The sequence below is a fragment of the Fluviicola sp. genome, from assembly GCF_029266855.1.
Classification (GTDB): domain Bacteria; phylum Bacteroidota; class Bacteroidia; order Flavobacteriales_D; family Crocinitomicaceae; genus Fluviicola.
Map to the genome: position 1 here is coordinate 149,639 of NZ_JAQSWB010000003.1, position 22,915 is coordinate 172,553.

21 protein-coding genes are annotated in these 22,915 nt (G+C 38.9%); 11 read left to right on the forward strand and 10 right to left on the reverse strand.

The features are described 5' to 3' along the window. The gene (locus K0S23_RS09285; RefSeq protein ID WP_300356461.1) at positions 1-867 is read right to left on the reverse strand and encodes a MerR family transcriptional regulator; all 867 of its coding nucleotides are present in this window, start codon (positions 865-867) and stop codon (positions 1-3) included. Positions 868-1,027: 160 nt separating this feature from the next. Between K0S23_RS09285 and K0S23_RS09290 the strand changes: the two genes are divergently transcribed. Continuing rightward, positions 1,028-1,609, forward strand: coding sequence for a hypothetical protein (locus K0S23_RS09290; protein WP_300356463.1), 582 nt, complete (start codon positions 1,028-1,030; stop codon positions 1,607-1,609). Between the two features lie 42 nt (positions 1,610-1,651). Here K0S23_RS09290 and K0S23_RS09295 read toward each other — a convergent pair whose 3' ends face one another. The 3 genes from K0S23_RS09295 to K0S23_RS09305 form a co-directional block, all read right to left on the reverse strand. After that, positions 1,652-2,416 carry an OmpA family protein gene (locus K0S23_RS09295; protein WP_300356465.1) on the reverse strand — a complete coding sequence of 255 codons (765 nt, stop codon included), beginning with the start codon at positions 2,414-2,416 and terminating at the stop codon, positions 1,652-1,654. A gap of 78 nt (positions 2,417-2,494) precedes the next feature. Further along, on the reverse strand, positions 2,495-3,766 hold the full coding sequence (locus K0S23_RS09300) for an aspartate kinase (RefSeq protein WP_300356467.1): 1,272 nt from the start codon (positions 3,764-3,766) through the stop codon (positions 2,495-2,497). 201 nt (positions 3,767-3,967) lie between these two features. Continuing rightward, the gene (locus K0S23_RS09305) at positions 3,968-4,591 is read right to left on the reverse strand and encodes a YceI family protein (RefSeq protein WP_300356469.1); all 624 of its coding nucleotides are present in this window, start codon (positions 4,589-4,591) and stop codon (positions 3,968-3,970) included. 151 nt (positions 4,592-4,742) lie between these two features. Between K0S23_RS09305 and K0S23_RS09310 the strand changes: the two genes are divergently transcribed. From K0S23_RS09310 to K0S23_RS09335, 6 genes are all read left to right on the forward strand, one after another. Further along, positions 4,743-5,633 carry a permease-like cell division protein FtsX gene (locus K0S23_RS09310; protein ID WP_300356471.1) on the forward strand — a complete coding sequence of 297 codons (891 nt, stop codon included), beginning with the start codon at positions 4,743-4,745 and terminating at the stop codon, positions 5,631-5,633. Between the two features lie 24 nt (positions 5,634-5,657). After that, the gene (locus tag K0S23_RS09315) at positions 5,658-5,906 is read left to right on the forward strand and encodes a DUF3098 domain-containing protein (RefSeq protein ID WP_300356473.1); all 249 of its coding nucleotides are present in this window, start codon (positions 5,658-5,660) and stop codon (positions 5,904-5,906) included. Positions 5,907-5,909: 3 nt separating this feature from the next. After that, positions 5,910-6,722 carry an undecaprenyl-diphosphate phosphatase gene (locus tag K0S23_RS09320; protein ID WP_300356475.1) on the forward strand — a complete coding sequence of 271 codons (813 nt, stop codon included), beginning with the start codon at positions 5,910-5,912 and terminating at the stop codon, positions 6,720-6,722. 1 nt (position 6,723) lies between these two features. Then, positions 6,724-7,419: a tRNA pseudouridine(55) synthase TruB gene (truB, locus tag K0S23_RS09325; RefSeq protein ID WP_300356477.1), complete on the forward strand. Its 696-nt coding sequence runs from the start codon at positions 6,724-6,726 to the stop codon at positions 7,417-7,419. A gap of 68 nt (positions 7,420-7,487) precedes the next feature. Next, positions 7,488-8,537, forward strand: coding sequence for a tRNA preQ1(34) S-adenosylmethionine ribosyltransferase-isomerase QueA (gene queA, locus K0S23_RS09330; RefSeq protein ID WP_300356892.1), 1,050 nt, complete (start codon positions 7,488-7,490; stop codon positions 8,535-8,537). A gap of 79 nt (positions 8,538-8,616) precedes the next feature. Then, positions 8,617-9,690 carry a Fic family protein gene (locus K0S23_RS09335; protein ID WP_300356479.1) on the forward strand — a complete coding sequence of 358 codons (1,074 nt, stop codon included), beginning with the start codon at positions 8,617-8,619 and terminating at the stop codon, positions 9,688-9,690. 54 nt (positions 9,691-9,744) lie between these two features. Here K0S23_RS09335 and K0S23_RS09340 read toward each other — a convergent pair whose 3' ends face one another. The 4 genes from K0S23_RS09340 to K0S23_RS09355 form a co-directional block, all read right to left on the reverse strand. Continuing rightward, positions 9,745-10,104, reverse strand: a complete 360-nt coding sequence (locus K0S23_RS09340) for a CoA-binding protein (RefSeq protein ID WP_300356481.1) — start codon at positions 10,102-10,104, stop codon at positions 9,745-9,747. A 109-nt stretch (positions 10,105-10,213) separates the two neighbouring features. Further along, complete coding sequence (locus K0S23_RS09345; RefSeq protein WP_300356483.1) at positions 10,214-11,179, reverse strand: OmpA family protein; 966 nt, start codon at positions 11,177-11,179, stop codon at positions 10,214-10,216. Positions 11,180-11,276: 97 nt separating this feature from the next. After that, positions 11,277-12,203 carry a PorP/SprF family type IX secretion system membrane protein gene (locus K0S23_RS09350; RefSeq protein ID WP_300356485.1) on the reverse strand — a complete coding sequence of 309 codons (927 nt, stop codon included), beginning with the start codon at positions 12,201-12,203 and terminating at the stop codon, positions 11,277-11,279. Next, on the reverse strand, positions 12,203-13,492 hold the full coding sequence (locus K0S23_RS09355) for a gliding motility-associated C-terminal domain-containing protein (RefSeq protein ID WP_300356487.1): 1,290 nt from the start codon (positions 13,490-13,492) through the stop codon (positions 12,203-12,205). The genes K0S23_RS09350 and K0S23_RS09355 overlap by 1 nt, the downstream gene beginning before the upstream one ends. 158 nt (positions 13,493-13,650) lie before the next feature. On the opposite strand from K0S23_RS09355, the gene K0S23_RS09360 reads away from it, so the two are divergent. From K0S23_RS09360 to K0S23_RS09375, 4 genes are all read left to right on the forward strand, one after another. Next, entirely contained in the window at positions 13,651-18,450 is a 4,800-nt protein-coding gene (locus K0S23_RS09360) for an Ig-like domain-containing protein (RefSeq protein WP_300356489.1), read from the forward strand. A gap of 113 nt (positions 18,451-18,563) precedes the next feature. Then, complete coding sequence (locus tag K0S23_RS09365) at positions 18,564-19,658, forward strand: Mrp/NBP35 family ATP-binding protein (RefSeq protein ID WP_300356491.1); 1,095 nt, start codon at positions 18,564-18,566, stop codon at positions 19,656-19,658. Beyond that, positions 19,645-19,890, forward strand: coding sequence for a NifU family protein (locus K0S23_RS09370; protein WP_300356493.1), 246 nt, complete (start codon positions 19,645-19,647; stop codon positions 19,888-19,890). The genes K0S23_RS09365 and K0S23_RS09370 overlap by 14 nt, the downstream gene beginning before the upstream one ends. 84 nt (positions 19,891-19,974) lie before the next feature. Then, the gene (locus K0S23_RS09375; RefSeq protein ID WP_300356495.1) at positions 19,975-21,615 is read left to right on the forward strand and encodes a choice-of-anchor L domain-containing protein; all 1,641 of its coding nucleotides are present in this window, start codon (positions 19,975-19,977) and stop codon (positions 21,613-21,615) included. 89 nt (positions 21,616-21,704) lie between these two features. Here K0S23_RS09375 and K0S23_RS09380 read toward each other — a convergent pair whose 3' ends face one another. Together K0S23_RS09380 and K0S23_RS09385 are read right to left on the reverse strand one after the other, a co-directional pair. Next, entirely contained in the window at positions 21,705-22,304 is a 600-nt protein-coding gene (locus K0S23_RS09380; protein ID WP_300356497.1) for a superoxide dismutase, read from the reverse strand. Positions 22,305-22,449: 145 nt separating this feature from the next. Then, on the reverse strand, positions 22,450-22,893 hold the full coding sequence (locus K0S23_RS09385) for an SUKH-3 domain-containing protein (protein ID WP_300356499.1): 444 nt from the start codon (positions 22,891-22,893) through the stop codon (positions 22,450-22,452). Positions 22,894-22,915: the final 22 nt, after the last annotated feature.

Genomic DNA, 22,915 nt, shown 5'->3' on the forward strand with positions numbered 1-22,915 from the left:
TTAAAGAGGATTTTCCAAATCCGAAAGTTTTTGGATTCGTTTAATTGTTTTTGGAAGCAAGGATTCCAGTTGGTCTATTTGATAACCGCCCGCCATAATAGTTAACGAACTGAGGTCTTTTTGAATTTGTTTAAAATAATCCAGGATACTTTGGGGTTCGATGGCGGTTAGCCAGCTGGATATTATTAATTGCGGTTTCAGGATTGTTACTGTTTGAAGCAAAGAATCATAAGGCAGAGCCTGTCCGAGATAAATACTGTTCTGACCATTAGCCCGGAGGTGATAATGATAAATCAGGAGACTTATTTCATGCCATTCGTGTTCAGGCAGATAGAGAATGATTTTGGGTTGTTTTGAATCGGGAACAGGCAATGCATCAATAGCTGCAATGATTTTTTGCCGGATTAAATTCGAAATGAAATGTTCTTGCGCCGGATTAATTGTTCCTACCAGCCACATAATTCCGATTCGCTGAAGAAAAGGAATGATATGTTCTGAGAAAACAATGGACAAACTGGTTTTTTGAGTTAATTCGTGGAAGGTTCGCTGGAAAAGCCGCTCGTCAAGTTGCAGGACACAAAGAATAAATTGATCTATGGCTGTGTCTGTGTCTCCCTGGTCCTGCAGTGATTTAGAGGCATCAAAGATTTGTTCCGGATTCATTCCGGCAATTCGTGAAATTTTATATCCTTTTTTATTTAAAAGTGAGACATTTAAAAGGAGTAAAAGTTCTTTGTCGGAATAAGTTCTTATTTGTGTATCTGTCCTTTGAGGTGTCAGCAGTCCATATCTTTTTTCCCACATCCTTATTGTATGTGCTTTGATTCCAGTCAGAATTTCTAAATCCCGGATTTTATATCCTGCCATATGAATTACTTAACAATCTAAACGAATTGATTCGATTCAATAATGATAAACTAACATTAAATGGAACCGTCAATTTTAATCCAAAATTGATAAAAAAACTATATTTGTCCTAATTACTTCTCCATTTGGAGTCTATATACATGGATTATTAAAAATAGGTATGAAAAAAATTTCAATCTTTTTATTGCTTTTAGCGGTGTCCTTGGTTGCGGTTCGCTGTGGTGATTCAGAGGAAAGTAAAGAATTGACAGACGAAGAATTGTATGAATTCCAGGGGTTTTCCATGAAGCCATATGATATTCCGATTATGATCATGCTTCCGGATGAAACCGCGAATATCGGTGCATCGACACAGCCTGAAATAGTGCATGTGGAAGATGATTTCAAGTGGGAGTTAATGGTTGGTCCAAACTTTCATATGATTATTGATGATTGGGGTTCTGATCGCGAGATGGTTTCTTCGGAGAAAAAACGTTTGGCGGGTTTGAATTTCTATAAGATCAAATATATAGTGGATGAGCCCGATTTCATCCTATACGAACGCGAGTTAAAAGTAGATGGAAAAAAGGGAGCTTCCCGTTCAGTAGGAGTTGAACATAAGACCTATCATGTTTACGGACAGAAAGTAATTGATGGAATCACTTATGTTTTCAGAAGCAGGGATGATGGCTTTGAAAAGATAATAATCGATTTAATGGCGAAATCAATCAAATCGGTCAAATCATTAAAAGGAAATTCATAAAATAAATGTCATAAAACAGTAGGCACGCCATTAATCGCGTGCCTATTGTTTTTTATAGAATGTGGCTTCCACTCTTCTGTTTGCCTGTCTATGTTCTTCGGAGTCTTCAACAAACAAAGGCTTCTTATTGCCGAATCCAATTGCAGTGATCCTGCTTCCGGAAATATTTCCTTCCATTACCAGAATTTGTTTGATTCGTTCTGCACGTTTCCCGGAAAGGTTTTGACCGTCTGTTCCGCAACAAACATGACCGGCGAGTGTTACGTTTAAGGACTTGTCAGCCTGGAGTGTTTCCATGAGAAATTGAATATCACCATACGAACTTTTGAGAACCTCATCGCGTCCGTAGACAAACTGAATCTCTAACTGGATCGGGACTCCCAATTCGAAACTTCGGGTCTTGCTGTTACTGGGAGTTGTTTGAGAACTTGAGACCAGGATGTCAACCCGTCTTTTATCTGCGTCTGATTTCGAAGAAAGGTCTTCACCAAGTGCAATTTCTGTACGTATGGAAAATTGTCCAGGGAAGTTCTCCTTCAGCCATTTATTGGTGGACGACAAACGTGTTTCTGCCAGTTTAAGGTTGTATTCTTTTGAACCTGTTGAATCTGTGTACGCCCGTAAAACAAGGAATTGATTCCTGAGTTTTGAAAGTTTGGTCTTCGTTTCTGTGTTGCGTTTGTTTTGAAGGCTGATCTCGTGACTATTGAATTCAAAGTAGAAAGACATTGAATCTGTGCTTGTTTTCGCTTGAGAGAACGAAAGAATAGGTACGAGGATGAAAAGTGAATGTAAAAGTCCTTTCATAAGTTTCAAAGTTAATAATGGAGCCTGTTTTGATTGGTTACAAAAAATCCCTTCTGCGCTGCGGAAGGGATTGGGAAATTATTTGTTTTTCATAACCATTCGAATGGTTTGCCGTGTTCTTTGTTCCAGGAGAATTTCTTTGGAGATTGTAACCCTATCGATTGTTGCCTGATCGTAATGCCGGATGGTAACCAATTCTAATCCTTCATTGTAGCGGATGGAGTATTGGTCTTTGAATTTCTCTACCAGTTTCATCGGGTCCGTTTTTGAGCGGTCAAATAAAATGGAAAAACTTAAGGCAGAATTTTGCATCAAATTGATTTTTACACCGAAAAATGCCAGCTGCTGGAATATGTCGCCTAAGTTTTCCTCTACAATAAATGAGAAATCTTTCGGGGTGAATGACATCAATACCTGGTCCATTTTGAAAATGAAAGAAGGTACCAGGTGATCGTAATCGGTTGATTCCTGGATTACGGTTCCTTCAGCATTCGGCTCAATAAAAGATTTTACATATAAGGGAATCCCTTTATTTTGAAGTGGTTTGATTGTTTTTGGATGAATCACACTTGCTCCATAGTAAGAAAGCTCAATAGCTTCTTTAAAAGAAATCTTTTCAAGTTTGATGGTGTCATCGAACCATTTCGGATCTGCGTTCAACATTCCCGGAACATCTTTCCAGATAGTCACTCCATTTGCATTTGTGCAATATGCCAGAATTCCGGCTGTAAAGTCAGAGCCTTCTCTTCCAAGTGTTGTGGTGAATCCTTCAGAAGTGTGACCGATAAAACCCTGTGTGACAGCAATCCGTTTTTCTTTGAATAGAGGCAACAAACGTTCATTCACAAGAGCTTCTGTTTTTGCCCAATCAACTTCAGCTTCTCTGTATTCGTGATTCGTGCGAATGATCTTTCTGCAATCAACCCAGACTGTTGCGTGTCCTTCTTCCTTCATAAAAGCTTCCACGATCATCGTTGAAAGCACCTCACCTAAGGATACAATCTGGTCGTATTCAAAATTGTAATTATCTGAAATCGGAAGATGGTAACGTTTTTTCAGCGATTCAAACAATTCTTCCATTTGCTGATAAATGAAATAATGCTTTTCATGAAATAATTCCGCAACGATCAATTGATGGAATTGATAGCGGTCTTCAATCAGTTCCATGTAACGTTTTTCATTTCTGCTCCACAAAGAATCCACAATTTCTTCCATTGCGTTGGTTGTCTTACCCATTGCGGATACTACAACAATCAGTTGGTCTTTAGGGAAAAGGGAAAGAATGTGAGATACATTCCTTACTGCATTGGCGTCTTTCACGGAAGCTCCACCAAATTTGAAAACGTTCATCTGAGAATTAATTTGTTGGCAAAAATAACTCAAAAATCATTCTATCGATCTGCTGTAATTAAATAATCACAATTTTTTAAATAAAAAACCGAATGTGTGAAAAATGCGCGCTATTTCTTATAGTTGTTAAGGATTGGCTTATATAAAGAAACAAAAAAGGCTTCCTTTAATTTGGAAGCCTCTCATTAAGTTTAAATAAGCTTATTCTCTTGTTTTTTCGGCTTTCATAACTAAGTTCAGATCAAAATCTACCCCTGGTTTGATGTATTGATTCTCTTTGCCTTTCTCTTTACCGGGCTGGAAGCCTTCTGCATTCATTGCAGAAAAATCAATAATGAATTTTCCTTTTGCAGTAAGTTTTTTATCCGTTCTTTTAACTTTCACAGGCATCTTTGCAGGAACTTCTTTACCGCCAACCTTCAGCGTAGCATTGATTTCCGTATCGGAAATACTGTTTACAATTACTTCCACGTTTGGAAATTGTGCAGTGTTGAACAATCCAGGACCGCTAATGGATTCCTTTAAATCATTCGCGCCTGTTTCCGGGGTCAATTCGCTTTCAATTGTTTTCATATCTACTATAAAGCTTCCGGATTCGAACGTATCACCTTTATAGCTTATAGATCCTTCCGAAATTTTTACAGTTCCGTTGTGAGAGTGTCCGTCCCCTGCATAAGTACCTTTCCACTTTAAAGTCGTTGCTTCTTCGTTTAACAGGTAAGTTACTGCCGTGTCTTCAGCGGTGTCTTCTGTTGAAGCTCCGCATGCAGTCATTCCGAAACCAATAAATGCAAGCGATGCTGCGTAAAAAAATGTTCTTTTCATGTGAATCTTAATTAAAGTTGAGTTAAATATACACTAATTCGCTTACCGTGGTAGTGAATTGATAAATCGACGAAACATTTGTTCATTTCTTCGTTAATAGCTTCTCAAATTAATAAAAAAGGATGTAACTAAAAAGTGTAATTTCGCATAGATGAGTAAAGGAATCGAAAAGACAGGAAAGAAGGGGCTACGAACTAGTTACATTTCAACCGTGATTGGAATTTCGTTGGTTCTGTTTATGATAGGTTTGGTTTTGGCAGGTGTAATCGGATTGGATTCACTGCAGAAACAAGCCCGGGAAAATCTGCACGGTGATTTGTTCTTTAAATCCGAATACAATACCGAAGATATTAAACAGGTAGAACAAGAATTGAAATCGTGGGATTGTTTCAAAGAAGTGGTTTTTGTTTCTCCTGAACGGGCAATTGAAGAATTTAAAGGTGCAGATCAGAATTCAGATGAGATACTTGCAATTTTTGAAGGTGAAAACCCACTTCCTCCAACCATTAATTTCAGACCGGTTAGTTCTTATGTGACGAAAAAAGGAATGAAAGAAATTGAAGAACGCCTCACTACTAAATACGGGGATATGCTAGCTGAAGTTAATTACGACAAAGTAGCATTGGAAGAAGTAAACCTTGGTTTTAAGCAGTTTGTTTTCCTGATCTTGCTGGTTGCGTCTTTGCTGATTATTATAGCGGTTGCAATGATTAACAATACGATTCGTTTGGCACTTTATTCGAAAAGATTCACGATCAAAACGATGCAGTTGGTTGGTGCTACTAGCGGATTCATCAGAAGACCCTTCCTGAAACAGGCGATTTATCAGGGTTTGGTTTCCGGAATTATTGGAATGGCATTCTTAATGACTGTTTTTTTTGCTCTGAATAATGTTCTGGATGTAGTTGAAATTGATTTGAAATTAATTGATATTCTGTTGCTTTTTGCTTCACTGCTTGTGATTGGTTGTGTTTTAACAATTGTTTCGACCTGGTTTGCACTGAACAAATATTTACGTGCGAAATTGGATGATTTATATTAATTTAGCCCCACATTCATTTATATCATGAACAATAAATTCGACTTTCCAATTAAAAAAGAAAACCTACGAATCATTTTCATTGGTTTGGCAATTAATATTATTGGCTATATCTTGATGATTGGCGGTGGTGCAGATAATCCGACAGAGTTTCATGAAAAAGAATTGTTTTCTACAGTTCGCATTACAGTTGCTCCGATATTAATTGTAGCAGGTTTCGTAGTAATGATCTACGGAATCATGAAAAAAGCAAAAGATTCCAACTCTCAAGAATAATCCATGAATTGGTTTGAAGCAATTATATTGGCTCTCATTGAGGGCCTAACTGAGTTTTTACCTGTTTCATCGACAGGGCACATGATCTTTGCAAGCTCTATCGCAGAGATTCAGGACAGTGCATTTATTAAAATGTTCCAGGTATCGATTCAATTTGGAGCAATTCTGGCGGTTGTTGTTTTATACTGGAAAAAATTCTTTAAAGAAACCTCTTTTCAGTTTTACCTGAAATTGGGATTCGCAGTTATTCCGGCTCTGGTTTTAGGTTTATTCTTTGATGATTTAATCGAAAGTGTTTTAGAGAAACCTATTCCAATTGCAATCACCTTGATCCTTGGTGGGATCGTTTTGATATTTATTGACAGGTTCTTTCAAAACCCGAAGATTTTGCGGGAAGAAGACATTTCATTTCGCAAAGCAATTACAATCGGTTTTTGGCAATGTTTGGCAATGATGCCCGGAACAAGCAGATCAGCAGCTTCAATTATAGGAGGAATGCAGCAAGGCTTATCCCGGAAAACTGCGGCGGAATTTAGTTTCTTTTTGGCAGTTCCGACGATGTTTGCCGTAACGTGCTATTCTGTTTTCCTAAAAGATTGGGAAGTCACTCCTGTACTTGAACAGAAAGGATATGAAATGATCTTTGCTTCAAGTGAGTCGTTATGGTTTTTCATTATTGGGAACATTGTTGCTTTTGTCGTAGCAATGTTAGCCATTAAGTTCTTTGTCGGAATCCTGAATAAATATGGTTTTAAAGTCTGGGGCTGGTACCGTATCGTAGCCGGAAGTTTATTGTTGCTTTATTTCTTATTATAAGATGATTACCGAATTTGCTCAAGGAAGTACCATATTGGTGGACAAACCTTTGAAATGGACTTCTTTTGATGCTGTTAACAAATTGCGTTGGCATTTGCGTCAACGACTCGGGGTTAAAAAACTAAAAGTTGGACATGCGGGAACGTTGGATCCGCTGGCTACAGGTCTATTGGTTATTTGCATTGGAAAACATACCAAACTGATTGAGGGTCTTACTTCGGATTCAAAAACCTATACGGGAACTTTCTTGTTGGGAAAAACAACACCGTCTTATGATTTGGAAACCGAATTCAATTCTGAAAAAGATACGCATGGAATAACAACAGAACAGATGGAAGAGATTCGCATGACTTTTTTAGGAGTTCAACAACAAGTTCCTCCTTTGTTTTCCGCAAAGCAAATTGACGGCAAACGCGCTTACGATTATGCCAGGGCAGGTATTGAGAAAGAATTGAAAGCGAATACAATTGAAATCATGGATTTTGTCGTGGATAGCAGTAGATTTCCTGAAATTGATTTCGAGATTTCTTGTTCAAAAGGAACATATATTCGCTCCATTGCACACGATTTTGGGCAAAAATTAGGATGCGGTGCAACCCTGATTGCATTAAGAAGAACCAAATCGGGAATTTACGATATTAAAGATTCCAGGACCGTAGAAGAATGGATATCATTCATTGAAGAACAACCTTTGTAAATCCCCTGATTTTTTATACTTTTGCGCTTTTGATTTAAAGCGCTAAAAATACAGCTTGTATGAATAAAATGAAGCTTTCTGAATTCAGTTTTGACCTTCCGGACGAACTGATTGCTGAGTACCCAAGTGAGAACCGTGATGAAGCACGTTTGATGGTGGTCCACCGCGACACCGGAAAAATTGAGCATCGCTTGTTTAAGGACATTATTAATTACTTTGGAGAAGGTGATGTAATGATCATGAACAACACACGTGTATTCCCTGCTCGTATGTACGGAAACAAAGAAAAAACCGGTGCTAAAATAGAGGTATTCTTATTAAGAGAATTGAACCGTGAAAGTCTTTTGTGGGATGTGTTAGTTGATCCTGCCCGTAAAATCAGAATTGGAAATAAATTGTATTTCGGTGACGATGACTCTTTGGTAGCTGAAGTAATTGACAATACAACATCTCGCGGAAGAACATTGCGTTTTTTGTTTGATGGTCCATACGAAGAGTTTAAGGCAAAGATTACTGAACTTGGAGAAACTCCACTTCCTAAATATATTAAGCGTGATGTGGAGGAAGCAGATGAAGAAAGATACCAAACGATTTATGCAAAAGAAGAAGGAGCTGTAGCTGCACCTACTGCTGGTTTACATTTCTCTCGTGAGTTATTAAAACGTTTGGAGTTAAAAGGAGTAAACTTTGCTGAAGTTACACTTCATGTTGGGTTGGGTACTTTCCGTTCTGTTGAAGTCGAGGATTTGACAAAGCATAAGATGGATTCCGAACAAGTTATCATTACCGAAAAAGCAGCGAATATTGTTAACGAAGCTAAGAAAAACAAGAAACGTGTTTGTGCAATCGGAACAACTTCTATGCGTGCGGTTGAAACATCGGTTTCTACAGATAATATGTTGAAGGCGTTTGACGGGTGGACAAATAAATTCATTTTCCCTCCCTACGACTTCAGTATTGCAGATAGTTTGGTTACAAACTTTCATACACCGCTTTCCACCTTGTTGATGATGATTTCTGCTTTCTGCGGTCATGACCTTATGATGGAAGCATACCATGAAGCTATTAAAGAAAAATATAAGTTCTATTCGTACGGCGATGCGATGTTAATTTTGTGAAAAAATTCCTCGAAGTGATTCGGGGATTTTTTTTAACCCGAAAAATTGACTAAATTTGTCTATTTAATAGATGTCAATAATGAAAAATTTAGGGGATTTACTGAAAGAAGCTCGTACAAACTTCAATTTAACATTGAAGGAATTGTCGTATCAGTCAACTATAGATGCTGCGTTATTGAATAAATATGAGAAAGGGGATAGACAACCTTCTGAAAAACACTTAGCACTTTTAATAGAGCATCTTAATTTGGATGAAGATACCGTTCGGTCAATATGGTTAGGTGAACGCATTTATGCTTTATTTGAAGAGGACAATCATTTGTTTGACCAGGCAATGAGTTTTGCTGAGAAGCGAGTAAAATATAATACACTCTCTAAGAAAAAGCAGGAAAGCTTTATTAGTTCCGAATTATCTGAATTATTGCAAGAGTGTTCGCGTTTACAGGGGATTTGGGCATCCAAAAAGCCTTTAAACCAGCTTCAGTTGCGTAAAATGGAAGAATATTTCAACCTGAATTATACTTATGAAAGTAATCGCATTGAAGGGAACACCTTGACCTTGCAAGAAACGTTTTTAGTGGTGAATGATGGAATTACCGTTGGCGGGAAATCTGTTCGGGAACATTTGGAGGTCATCAATCATACAGAAGCTATTCATTATTTGAGTGAGCTCATTCAGAAGAAGACCCTATTTTCAGAACGTGTTCTGAAAGAAATTCACCATTTAATTTTAAAAGGAATAGATCGTGAAAATGCAGGAGTTTACCGATCAATCGGAGTTCGTATTTCCGGGAGTTCTTATTTGCCTCCAGAGCCTTATATGTTACTTCCGCTTATGGAAGAGGTATTTGTGTTTTACAAACAGAATAAGCCAGTGCTTCATCCCGTAATTCTTGCAGCTGAAATGCATGAACGTATTGTTAGAATCCATCCATTTATTGATGGTAATGGTAGAACCTGCAGATTGATCATGAATTTTATTCTGATGCAAAATGGATATCCAATTGCAAATATTAAAGGAGAATTGGAAAACCGTTTACGCTATTATAATGCTTTGGAGACTGCTCCAAATGACCAAAAAAATGTATTTCATTGTCTAATTGCAGAAACTGTTATCTCTGCTTTAAAGGAGCATATTTCCCTTTGTGCTTAAGAACGTTGAATATTCAAAAAAAACCTTGCTTCAATTAAGCAAGGTTTTCTATAATTAATATGTACCTATTGATAACATCACGAGCGTGCATCCGATTTCAGGATGTATTTTAGCGGCTCTCAATTTTTCAATAAATCGCGGATTCTCAGTTCCGGGATTGAAGATCACCCGATTGGGTTTCAAGTCCAAAATCTTGTCAATATATGCTTCCTGGTTTTGTGGATTCAGATATAAGGTAACTGTTTCGATATTCCAATTAGGATCCCATTCTGTTTCGATCTCTACGTCTTCTACTGTTCCTGCTTTTTGCCCGAAGGCAACGACCGGATATTTGCGACTTCTTAATGCGCGAATGGCTCTGTTTGCGTATCGATCTTCTTTTGTTGTTGCTCCTATGACCAATGTTTGTTCCATGACCTGTGTTTTAAGACATTAAAATACTAAGATTTTAGGACATTAAAGACTCCTAAGTGCTAACTAATCTTAATATTCTAAAGTCTATAAAGGTCTTGAAAATTAGAATCTATTTTCCGTCTAAGATTTGATAAAGCTCATTTAAGTTAGGGGAAATAATTACCTCAATGCGTCTGTTTTTAGCTTTGTCTTTCACATCCACCGGGTGATATTCTCCTCTCCCGGCAGCCATCAATTGCATTGGATTCATTTTACTGTTCCCAATCATTATTTCCACAACGGAGGTAGATCGAAGTACACTTAGCTCCCAGTTGTTTTTTGGATGTGAGGCACTTGCTAATTTGTCTGTGTCAGTATGTCCTTCAACAATGATTTCTAAGTCTTTTTCGTTTTCCAATACCTTGGCCAGATCTACCAAGGCTTTTTTTCCATCTGGTTCTACAACTGTACTGCCGGATGCGAAAAGTAATTTAGCCTCCAATGAGACATAAATTTTCCCGTTTTTTTCAACTACAGTTAAACCTTTATTTTCAAATCCTTTTAGGGCGGTGGAGACGCGTGTCTTTAATTGTTTCATCGCGTCATCTTTGCGCTTAATCATTTCTTCCAGCTCGGTTACACGCTCTTCACGTTCGATGAGGAGCTTTTCTTTCGCTATCAATTCACTTTCCAAAGTCTTCAGCGCATCTTCCTTTCGTTGAAGTTCTAAATTCTTCGCATCAATATCAGCCTGGTAGTTGGCAGATTCTTTAGCTCCTTTCATTCGCATTTGATCGAGCTTTTGCTCATAAACCTCGTTCTGTGAAACCATCAGGTCGTATTGCGTCTGAAGAAAACGCAGATTGGAACCCAGTTCAAGAGTATCTTTCTTTAATGAGATTATGTCTTTACGAAATTGATCAGCCATTACCTGTAAATCCTTCGCTTTTCCTTCATTTTCGATACTTGAAGTTTTGTACTTATTCAATTCTTCGCTGCAAATCTTTTCTTTTTCGAGAAGCTCATTGTATTTTTTTGCAGGTACACATGCTGCGAGTGCACAGGTAAGTGCGATTATGGAAAGTTGTTTTTTCATTAAAAAATGCTTTATCCTCAAATTTCGAAAGAAAAAAGCCGGGATGGATAAGAGAAAGAGATACTTATAAACAGTGAAATCTGAATAGCTGAAAGAGTCAGTCGAAATCGGCACAACCTGAAGTGCTCTCCACGCGTTGTTTGCATGGAGAAAAAGAAAGGGTGATTTCATGAGAATGGAAGGTGTTCGGTCTTAGTTTGGAAAGAATGAAATCATAGGAATAGCACAGTTTCCATTTTTCTTTGAATCGAAATCCAACCATTGCGATTAGGGCATCCGTATTCCTCAAACCCAAACCGAGATTAAACTTTCGTTGGAACTCGATTATTCCATGAACTTGTAATTCTATCGGTGTATTCTTGGTATAAGCCACGTAAATTCCAGGGTATACATCTACCTTCGGGTTAATGTTGAATTTATATCCGCCGGTAACCATTGCGTGCATTTGTGACCCAGCGTTCATTCCAATAACATTCCACTTTTGAGGAATTAATTCATATAAAGTGAATCCTGCAAAATAATTTTTTCCATTCCACCAGGCACCAAATGTTGCAGTTGGAAGAATTTGTGAAGCACTTCCGTTGATTGTCGGATCCGGAGTTAAGGGTTTTGCTTCATTTAAGTCAAAAGAAAGTTGCCTTGCACCAACGGCTAAACCAAGAGATAAGCGATTTGTTAATGAGAAATTGAAATGTCCTGCATACGATAGTTGTACACGGATATCCTGAAACGGTCCGATATTATCTAAATAGACCATTCCTCCCAAGCCGTGTCTTCCGCTCAGGAATTTTCGTCTTTTTGCCTGTAAGGGAGCATGAACACTTACCCAACCAGTATATGGCGCACCATTAACTTTTACCCACTGGCCCCTGAAGGTTGATTGTGCTTCCAGACAGGTCTTGATTCCCGTATAGGCCGGATTAATAGCATACTGGTGGTGCATCCATTGTGACATATGACTCACTTGCTGTCCGTAGGAACTGGCAGCTACCAAAACAAGTATGCAGAAAATCGTATTTTTCATCAGTGGATTACGGTAATACTTCCTTTTAATGGTTTGGTGTCATTGTTTTGTCGAAGATCCAGGGAATAAAAATAAACACCGTCTGAAACCGGTTTCCCTTTATTTGTTCCATCCCAGGCTTTGATCAGGCTATACCCGGCGATTTCTGCGATTTTTTGTCCCCAGCGATCATAAATAACTACTTGTGCGTCAGGATAAAAACCAATTCCATCAATGATCCATTTGTCATTATGACCATCTCCATTTGGCGAAAAACTTCCCGGAATAGTTAGATTATTAGAAACAAAAACAGTCATTTCATCGGAAAGCGAACAATTGGTATTTAATGCAGTCAGTGTATAAGTAGTTGTTTCTTCGGGTGTTGCATATGTTGTTATTGAAAATGGAGTATTTAGCGTTTGAACGGGACTCCATGAGAAATCAGTGCCATTCGAGGTGCCGACAAGCTGTGCACTACTTCCTGCCTGAATCGTCAAATCGGGGCCAGCATCAACCGTCAAGGGGTCAACCGTAACAGCCGGATAGGAATAATTAAGTGTATCCGGGCAGATATCAAAGCAGCTGCAGACTACAGAAACCACATCTCCGTTTTGTAAGTTGCTTGTTATCCACAAAGAGGTAGAAGTAACTGCTGTTATTACACCATTTACAGACCAATAGAAATCGCTGGTATCGGTGCAATTGCTTAAATAAGCTGTGAAAGAGGTAGGTGACTCAGGGCAAACTGTGATTGTTGGTCCTCCAATTGACAAGCCTGGAGCTGGTCTGTCAAATCCTGTTCCTGACCCTATTAAATCAAATGTTGCTTCGGCCGGTAAAGTTGCTCCACCATTTGTTGCACCATTAATTACCATGTAGTAAGTCGTATTTGCCGGAAGTCCAAAAGCAGTAAGAGTAAACCCACCTGCAGCTCCGGCTTCACAATTGCTCACCATGGTGTAAGTTGCTGCGTCACATTGAACAAGGGCCTGAACAATAGTTGCTTGCAATTGCGTTCCGCGGGTTGGCTGTATGTTGAATGCTAAGTTGCTGAAATTAAAAGTAACATCACCTCCGGTTACATTGGTGTTAAATTGATACCAAACACTATTGGTTCCCGAAAAACAAAACGTAAAATCGTCCTCGCAGCCAGGGCATACAGTTGCGGTGGCTCCAATGTTAGAACCTGAAACACTAACATTCGGACATAAAGGAATAGCCGTCGCACAAGCATCATTTGTCAACTGGGAAAACCCGGAAGTAATACTTAAAAACGAGATTAACAATACTTTAACAGCTTTGAGATTCATGTGCAAAAGATGCGTATATGATTGTAAAACTAATACATTCAGGGATATTTTGATCGTTTTTTCGTAGTTTCGCGCCGTCAATTTTGTTAAATGGAATTCTTTTTGTGCTTTTTTGGCACAATGATGGTTAGGGCACAAAATAGATTAAACTTGAGACTATGAAATATTTTTACACACTAATTGTAAGTCTGCTATTATCCACGACCTTATTTTCCCAGAAAGTGAATTACGACAATGATAGTCGTTGGTTTTGGGGTTTAAATATCGGCGCTACCTGGACTAAAACAGATATTCCCCATAAACTGGATTTAGGATACGGTTTGATGTTGGGACATCAATTCAATTACAACTACGGAAAACCGATCAGTTTTGATGTGCGTTTGCGTTATTTGACCGGACTTTGGAAAGGATATAATTCCGATTCAACGAATGTTTCTTCAAATCCTGTTTATAATGATTACAACTCATCGAACCAGCCTGTAGTACTGAATTTCGGTACAAGGTTGCATGAGTTAAGTTTAGAATTGGCAATCCATTTCAATAAACTGCGTGAGCGGACAGGTTGGGACCCTTATATTTTCGGAGGTGTTGGTTACACATGGTACCAAGCCAAAGGAGATTTGTATGGATCTGATGGATTTGGATATGCTTACGATTCAACGAAATTAGCTTCAGGTTCATATTCTCAAAATGAGATTTATTCATTGACGGATAAGAAATTCGAAACAAACCTGAATTCACCTGCAAGTATGGGAAGATTTATGCCGAGTGTGGGTATTGGTCTTGGATACCAGGTCGGAAAAGGAGTTTCTTTAGGAATCGAACACAAAACTACCTTTACAATGACTGATAATTTTGATGGTCATGTGCAAGCGAAAGGAAAATATGCGAATGATTGGTATCATTATACGAGCTTCTATTTGAAGTTTCACATACGCAGTCATTACGATCACACAACTTACCAGGATACAGTTCGTCAGCCGGTAGTTACGAATCCTCAGTATACACAAGCAACAAATACTCCCCCGGTTGTTGATTTTATAAATCCGAGTGTGAGCGGAACAACTGTTAATTCAAGTAACTATGTGATCAGGGGAAAGATTCAGCATGTTAAATCGAGTTCAAATGTCGTTTTCAGACAAAACGGGAATTATGTTACAAACTTTACTTTCAACCCTTCTACACAAGAGTTCCAGAGTATCGTCACCTTGGTTCCCGGACAAAATACTTTTGAATTAACAGGAACAAATGATGCCGGTTCGGATATGGATCAAACGGTTATTAATTATATAAGAGAAACCCCAACTCCACCGGTAGTGACCTATTCAAATCCGGGTTCAAATCCAACAACTGTTCAAGCCCCGGTTTATAACCTTATTGGGACTGTGTTGAATGTTACAGGAAAGGATAAGATCACGATGACTTTAAATGGAAATCCGGTAGTCTTTACTTACGATCCTTCCACCAGGGGAATTAACTCAACTTTGAATTTAATTACAGGTTCAAATATTGTGACAACCACAGGTACAAATCAATATGGATCTGACAGCGAAACAGCAACGATCATTTATCAGCCGCAGCAAACGATCCAACCTCCGGTTGTTTATTTTGTGAATCCGAACATCAACCCGTATACGGTCAATCAAAACACTTTTGCTTTGACTGCTGATGTATTGAATGTACAAGATGCGCAGCACGTGAGTTTCAAACAAAATGGAACCATTAATAATAACTTTGCTTACAATGCCCAAACGGATAAATTCACAAGCAATGTGATTTTAAACGCGGGTCAAAACGTGTTTGAAGTTATCGGGACAAATGCTGCAGGTTCTGCTTCAGCAACAACGATTATTATCTACAACCGCATTGCTCCAAAACCTCCGATTGTTACAATTACAAATCCGGGGACGAACCCGTATGAAACATCCAGTAATGTGTTTAATTTGAATGCAACGGTGTTGAATGTAACTCAAAAGAGCCAGGTAAAAGTGAGCTTGAATGGAGTGAACTTACCTAATTTCACATACAATGCTGCTTCTAATGGAGTAACCGAGCCATTGAATTTAGTTACCGGAGCAAACGTGGTAAAAGTTACCGGAACGAATGCAGACGGAACAGATTTCAAACAAACAACGATCATTTACAAGCCGGCTGCAACTGTTCAGCCACCACTTGTTCAGTTCACGAATCCGAATGTTGATCCGTATACTACCTCTACCGGAACACACAATGTTGTAGCATCTGTGCTTCATGTGACTAATCAGAGTGGGGTGAATGTAAATGTAAACGGAACAAATGTTACCAACTTCACCTTTTCAAATAGTGCAGCATCTTTTCCTGTAACATTGATTGAAGGAGCGAATATTATCACGGTAACGGGAACAAATACTGCCGGAACAGCAAGTGAAACACAAACGATCATTTACAGAAAACCTGTTGCGGTTCAACCTCCAATAGTTTCATATATCGACCCGAGTTTGAACCCTGCGACTTCATTGAATGCATCTTATGCAGTAAAAGCACGTGTTCGCTTTGTAACTGCGGGTAATCAGATTGTATTGAAGATCAACGGACAAATCTCAACAAACTTCTCATACCTTGCTTCAAGTGAACTGATGGAATTCACCACTGGTTTGGTTAATGGTGCAAATGTGATTGAAATTACAGCAACAAATGCTGCAGGTTCGGATGTTGAAACAACGGTGATTAACTATCGGGCACCGAATCCTACACTGCCTCCGGTTGTTACAATTACTTATCCTGCCCTCAATCCTCAAACGGTGAACGTGGCAAGCAGCAATGTCAATGCAACAGTTTTGAATGTGGATAATCAACAGCAAATTCAGGTGTTGGTAAATGGAGCTCCATATTCGGGGTTCACTTATTCTACTGCTACAAAGGTGCTGACGATGAATTTGTCTTTGAATATAGGAGCAAACAATGTGATGATCACCGCAAGTAACAGTGCAGGAACAGCATCTGATGCAACGCAAATTATCTTTAAACGTGATGAGGTAATCAAACCTCCGTTTGTTACATTCATCAATCCGGCAGTCCCGGGTCAGGTAGTTTCTTCTTCTGCATTTGTTATGAAGGGTCATGTGACAAATGTGACTAACCAGTCTCAGATTGTGGTGAAAGAAGATGGTTTAATTGTTAATCCGAGTTTCTGGACATTTGATCCGGCAACTTTGGAAGTAACATTTAATCACACTTTAAATGCAGGTAATAATATTTTTGAAATTACAGGAACAAATGCAGGAGGAAGTCATACAGCATCTACTTCAGTTATCTATAAGAAAATTGAAGTTCCGTGTAATAAACCTGTCATTACATTCATTAATCCTACAACTCAAAATGCAAGTGTAGAAAACGCTGTATTCACTTTGAAGGCAAATGTAACGAACATCACTTCTGTGAACCAGGTTGAAGTATATCTGAATGGAAGCTTACAATCTGTTGGAACTTTGAATACAAATTCATTTGAATTTGAGAAAGCAGTAACTTTAATTGAAGGGGCAAATTCGATTGAGATCAAAGCAAGCAATTCATGTGGTGTAACAACCAATATGGTGGTTGTGATTATGAAACCAAAAGTGATTCCTTGTGTTGCTCCGGAGATTGTTCGCTTAAAACCTGCAGCAGAGGAAATGATTACGGAAAGTGAGTCTGTTTCAGTTACTGCAGCAGTAAGTAATATTGCACAAGCATCTCAAATCCAGGTCAAAATTGATGGAAATATTGTTCCGTTCACTTATGATGAGGGTTCGCATACAGTGGTTGCAACAGTAACTTTAAGTGAAGGAGAACATACCATTACTCTTTCAGTGAGAAATGAATGTGGGTCCAAACAATTGAGTTGGAAAATAACGCGTACGGTTTGCAGACCTCCTGTTGTGATTATTACAGGCAGCTCTGCTCCAAATAACTCGGTTGTTACTTCAGATGGGTTTAACTTATCCGGAACGGTATCAAATGTAGTAAGTCAGTCAGATATTTCTGTTACTCAAAACGGGCAAGTGATCGGATTTGTTTATAATCAGCAAACCGGAGTAATTACAATTGACCGAAACCTGGTGTTAGGGGCAAATGCATTTGTGATCCATGCGAAAAACAAATGTGGTGAGAACAGCAAAACAATCAATGTTTTAAGAAATGAGCTTGTAACCGTTGCTCCTCCGACCATTCAAATCACAACTCCATCTATAAGCCCGTTGGAAACAGACCAGTCTGCACAAACGGTTCAAATAATGACCACCGGAGTTACTTCTGCATCACAAGTTTCTGTTACGCTGAATGGTGTTGCTACAAACTTCGAGTATAAAGCTTCGGGAGGAGTTCGTTTCAATGCTTCGTATGTAAGCGGAGAAAATGTGATCGTAGCAACTGCAGTTACACCCGGAGGGACGGCCAGTGATACAAAAACGGTTATTTACAACGCTCCCGAAGTGATTCCTGCACCGGTTATTTTACTGACCAATCCTGGTCGTTGTCCTGCAACATTCCAGCCTGGAAATGTGACTGTTTCCGGCACGGTTCAACATGTTTCAAATGCCAGCCAGGTAAGTATTTTGTATAACGGAACAAATGTGGAATTTACTTCAAGTATAGAAAGTAATGTTTTGACATTCTCCTTCGTTGTAAATGTTACTTTATCAACCGTTTCGGTTCCTTTAGTTATTACAGCAACGAATCCAAGCGGTTCTGATACCAAATCTTGTCTGATCAATGTAGCCAGACCTAATGGGAATAACGGGCATGGCAACAATACAGACGGAAACGACGAATCGAACCCGGGAAATGGTTCCGGAGGTCCAAATGGTGAAGAAGGTGGCTCAACAGATGATGAAAATGGAAATGGAAAACCAAAAACCACTACAACACCTGTTAAACCAGGTACGGGTGTAAAACCAACAACACCAACAACAACTCCCGGTAGACCGGTTGTAAGACCATAAGCTGATAAATAATTTAAAAAAGTCCTCCGATATGAATTGTCGGGGGACTTTTTTTTGCTTTTAAGAGGAGTTCCGGGAACGAATGGCTATTTTTGCACTGTAAATTAATTACAATGACCAAGGAAGCAGTTTTGGAAGTATTGGGAACCATTTTGGAGCCCGATTTAAAGAAAGATATCGTAACGCTCAATTTTGTAGAAGACCTGCAAGTTGAAGATTCGAAAATTACACTTACGATTTATGTTTCTAATCCGGCCTTGCATGCGAGAAAGCGGATGCAGGAAGCTGTAGAGTTTAACTTGAAGCGTGTATTCGGAGAGAATCTCGAAATCACATGTATGGTTAAAGGCTTGCCTTCTGAGGCGCGTGAAACACATCGTAAAATTCTTCCTGAGGTTAAAAATATTATTGCCATTGCTTCCGGAAAAGGAGGAGTGGGAAAATCTACTGTCACGGCCAACTTAGCAGGAGGGCTTGCGAAAGCAGGATTCCGGGTTGGAATTGTTGATGCAGATATTTACGGTCCAAGTATCCCGACTATGTTCGATGTAGTAGGGGAACGACCGACAATGATCGATGTGGAAGGAAAACCAATGATCAATCCGGTAATGAGTTACGGGATTAAGATCTTATCTATGGGTTTCTTTTCTCAAAACGACGAAGCAATTGTTTGGAGAGGACCAATGGCGGCAAAGGCAATGACTCAATTGTTTACAGATGCTTATTGGGGAGAACTGGATTATTTATTAATTGACCTTCCTCCGGGAACAGGTGACATCCATCTGTCTTTAGTACAGACTGTTCCACTGGATGGTGTTGTGATCGTAAGTACACCGCAGGAAGTGGCGCTTGCCGATGCACGTAAGGGAGTAAACATGTTCAAATTGGACACGATCAATGTACCGATCGTCGGATTGGTAGAGAACATGTCCTGGTTCACACCGGCTGAGTTGCCGGATAACAAATACTACATTTTCGGAAGAGATGGAGTGAAGAACCTGGCTGCAGGAATGAATGAAACTTTCTTAGGACATATTCCATTGGTTCAGGGCGTACGCGAATCAGGTGACGTTGGCAGACCTGCTGTATTTCAGGAAAATACACCAACAGCATTAGCATTTGAAGAATTAGTGCGTATCTTTGTAGAAGAGGTGAACGTGCTCAAAGCACGTAAAGCATTAAAAACACAAAAAGATGGTGTTAAATAAAGCCGAATTAACTGATAAAATAAATCTTTCATTGAGTGAATTAAGACCTCACTTAAATGCAGATGGGGGAGATATGGAATTGGTTGATATTACGGATGAAGGTGTCGTACAAGTGAGATTACTCGGAGCTTGCAGCGACTGTTCAATGAGTGTGATGACAATTAAAGCAGGGTTGGAAGAAGCAGTGAAAAGAGTTGCTCCTGAAATCACCGCTGTTGAAGCAGTAAATTAGTTTTTTAGTTGTTGAAAAAATAGCTGTGCAACTTTTTTAGAACGAGTGGCGTCTAAGTCATGTCTAAAGAAAATGACCCGCGCTATGAAACAATTGAAAACTTTTTTTGCATTTACTCTCTTCCTCACTTATTCCAATTTTTCTAATTCCCAATTAATTTATTCCCCGGTCTCTGATCTGGAAGTTTTGGTCACTAATATTTTTGGTGTCCAATGCCAGGGAATCACTAATGTGGGAATCCAGGGTGCCCAGCCACAAATTGCCCGTTTTGAGAACGGACTTGCATTAGGTGTAAACAGTGGTTTGGTCCTGTCGACAGGATTTCCGAATATGTCAAATGCTCCGTCGGCCACATTCTCAAGCTACAATTTGAATATGCCCGGAGATTACGACATCATTCAATATGGTAACTTGACCGGACAAGGTGCATCGAGCTACGATGCAATCGCGGTTCATTTTGATTTTACACCGATCATTACAGATACGATTCGATTCAATTACATTTTTGCGTCGGAAGAATATCCTGAGTATTCAAATACTCCGTATAACGATCGTTTCTTATTTCTTGTTTCTGAAAACGGGGGTATTCCTGTGAATATTGCGAATGTTCCGGGAACCGCTATTCCGGTAGAGATCAATTCGATCAACCAATTTGTAAACTCACAATATTATATCGATAATATGAGCGGTCCAAACTCTGCAAATTTTGTCTTTGATGCTTACACTGTTCCTTTACAGGCAAAATTCTTCGCACAAGTTGGAAATACTTACCATATCAAACTGGTGATCTCCGATGTTTCGGATGGAATCTACGATTCTGCAATCTTCCTTGATGAACAGGAATCTAATAATGATATTTCCGGAAACCTGACAGTAAATGGTCAGCCGGCCGAAGGAGTATTGGAAGTGTTCAATTTTGTCCAGGATACATTAGTTGCAACTCCGGTTGAAACAGTGAATGTAACGAATGGAACATATGTTGCCGATAGTTTGCCTACGGGACTTTACCACGTTCGTTTTACACCGGATCCGGTTTTATTCCCTGGTGCAGTTCCGCTTTATTTTGCTACGAGCTCTACTTGGACAAGCGCAGATGCAATCGGATTGCCATGTTATTTAAACAATGCCAATATCAATGCAGATACCCTGGATGTATTGGACGCTACCGGAAGTGTTTCGGGAACAGTTGTCGTAGATACATCGTATTTGAAATCATTGAATGTACCATTTGAAAGAGCTTTAATGCTTTTAAAGAACGCACAGACACACGAAACAAGAGGTTTTGCATATACAGCTTCAGATGGAACTTATACAATTGATCATGTGGAAGCGGGATCGTATTATTTATTGGTGGATGTTCCTTATATTCCTCATACGGACAGTTTGTTTTTCGATGTTCCGCTTGATGGCGAATTATTGGGAGCAGATTACGCCATCCTTCCCGAGGGAATCACCGGAAATGGAACTCCTTATTTGGGATTGGATGAATACAAAGAAGTTCAATGGAGTATTTCTCCGAATCCGGCGAGTAAGGTCATAGAAGTTGCTTCCGATCAGGAATTGAAAGTAATTCAGGTAATTGCTATCGATGGGGCAGTAGTAATGGAAATCAATCCGTCAGTTAGCGGATTAAAAACAAGCTTCGATATCAGTCAATTGAAACAAGGTGTTTACCTGGTTCGCTTGAATCAGTCAGCACCGAAACGATTGGTTGTAACGAAGTAATAACTTAGTTATAGTTTATTTACGTTCAACAAAAATCCCCGATTTCGTATTTACGGAATCGGGGATTTTTCTATAATTTGATTTACGAATTACTTCGCCGCGTTGTATTTTTTAGCAACCGCATCCCAGTTAATCACATTAAAGAATGCATTGATATAATCCGGACGACGGTTTTGGTAGTTCAGGTAATAAGCATGTTCCCAAACGTCCATAGCAAGAATTGGTGTTCCTTTGCAACCTTCTCCCATTAATGGATTGTCTTGATTTGCCGTTGAACAAACTACCAGTTTTCCTCCCTCAACGCATAACCATGCCCATCCAGAACCAAAACGTGTTGTTCCTGCTTTTGCAAACTCATCTTTGAAATGCTCGAAAGTTCCGAAAGCGTCATTAATAGCCTGTGCTAATTCACCTGTTGGAGTTCCTCCGGCATTTGGTGCCATGATTTCCCAAAACAAGTTGTGATTCCAGAATCCGCCACCGTTGTTGCGAACAGCCGGTTTGTCTTTACAATTTTTCAAAATCTCCTCAATAGATTTGCCTTCTAAATCCGTTCCTGCGATTGCATTGTTTAAGTTTGTTGCGTATGCCTGGTGATGTTTTGAATAGTGGATCTCCATTGTACGAGCATCGATATGCGGCTCAAGCGCGTCGTATGCATATGCTAATTTTGGTAATTCAAATGCCATGATATTATATTTTATGTTCTCAAACAAAAATAGGAAACAAAATTGATAAAGCCCGTTGAATCCAAAAGAAGCTTTTGTTAGGAAAGGTTAAAACAAATTCAAAATGATGAATTCTGAATTCAAAAAAGGAATTAGGATCAAATGGTTAATTGGGACCTCCAATCTTTATTAGTGGTTTCTGTAAAAAAACAGTTTCACAAACGTTTAGAAAATCGTCTCCCAGATGATAAATTCCGTCATCACCCAATAAGTAAAATTTACCTTTGAAAGAAACTAATAATCCTAAATGATCTGAATGAATACTTCCAATTGGAAGTAGATTATCAGCGACTATTTTTTCTAAAACTGCTAAATATTCACTATCAATAAATTGGAAACCGGCATCCGGATTAATTCGAATATCAGAATAAGATTCATTATCATTTCTGAATTCTATTCTCAAATTTCCATATTCCATCAAAAAGCTTTGAATGAAATTATTTGGAATTCTGAAACCAAGTTGTTCGTATTCACTTATCATACAGGAAATATCGATATTCCTATTTTCGTACCAACCTGCTTGCTCCAAATAAAGTCTTACGTTTTGCATTTTGAATTCATCATTTTGAATT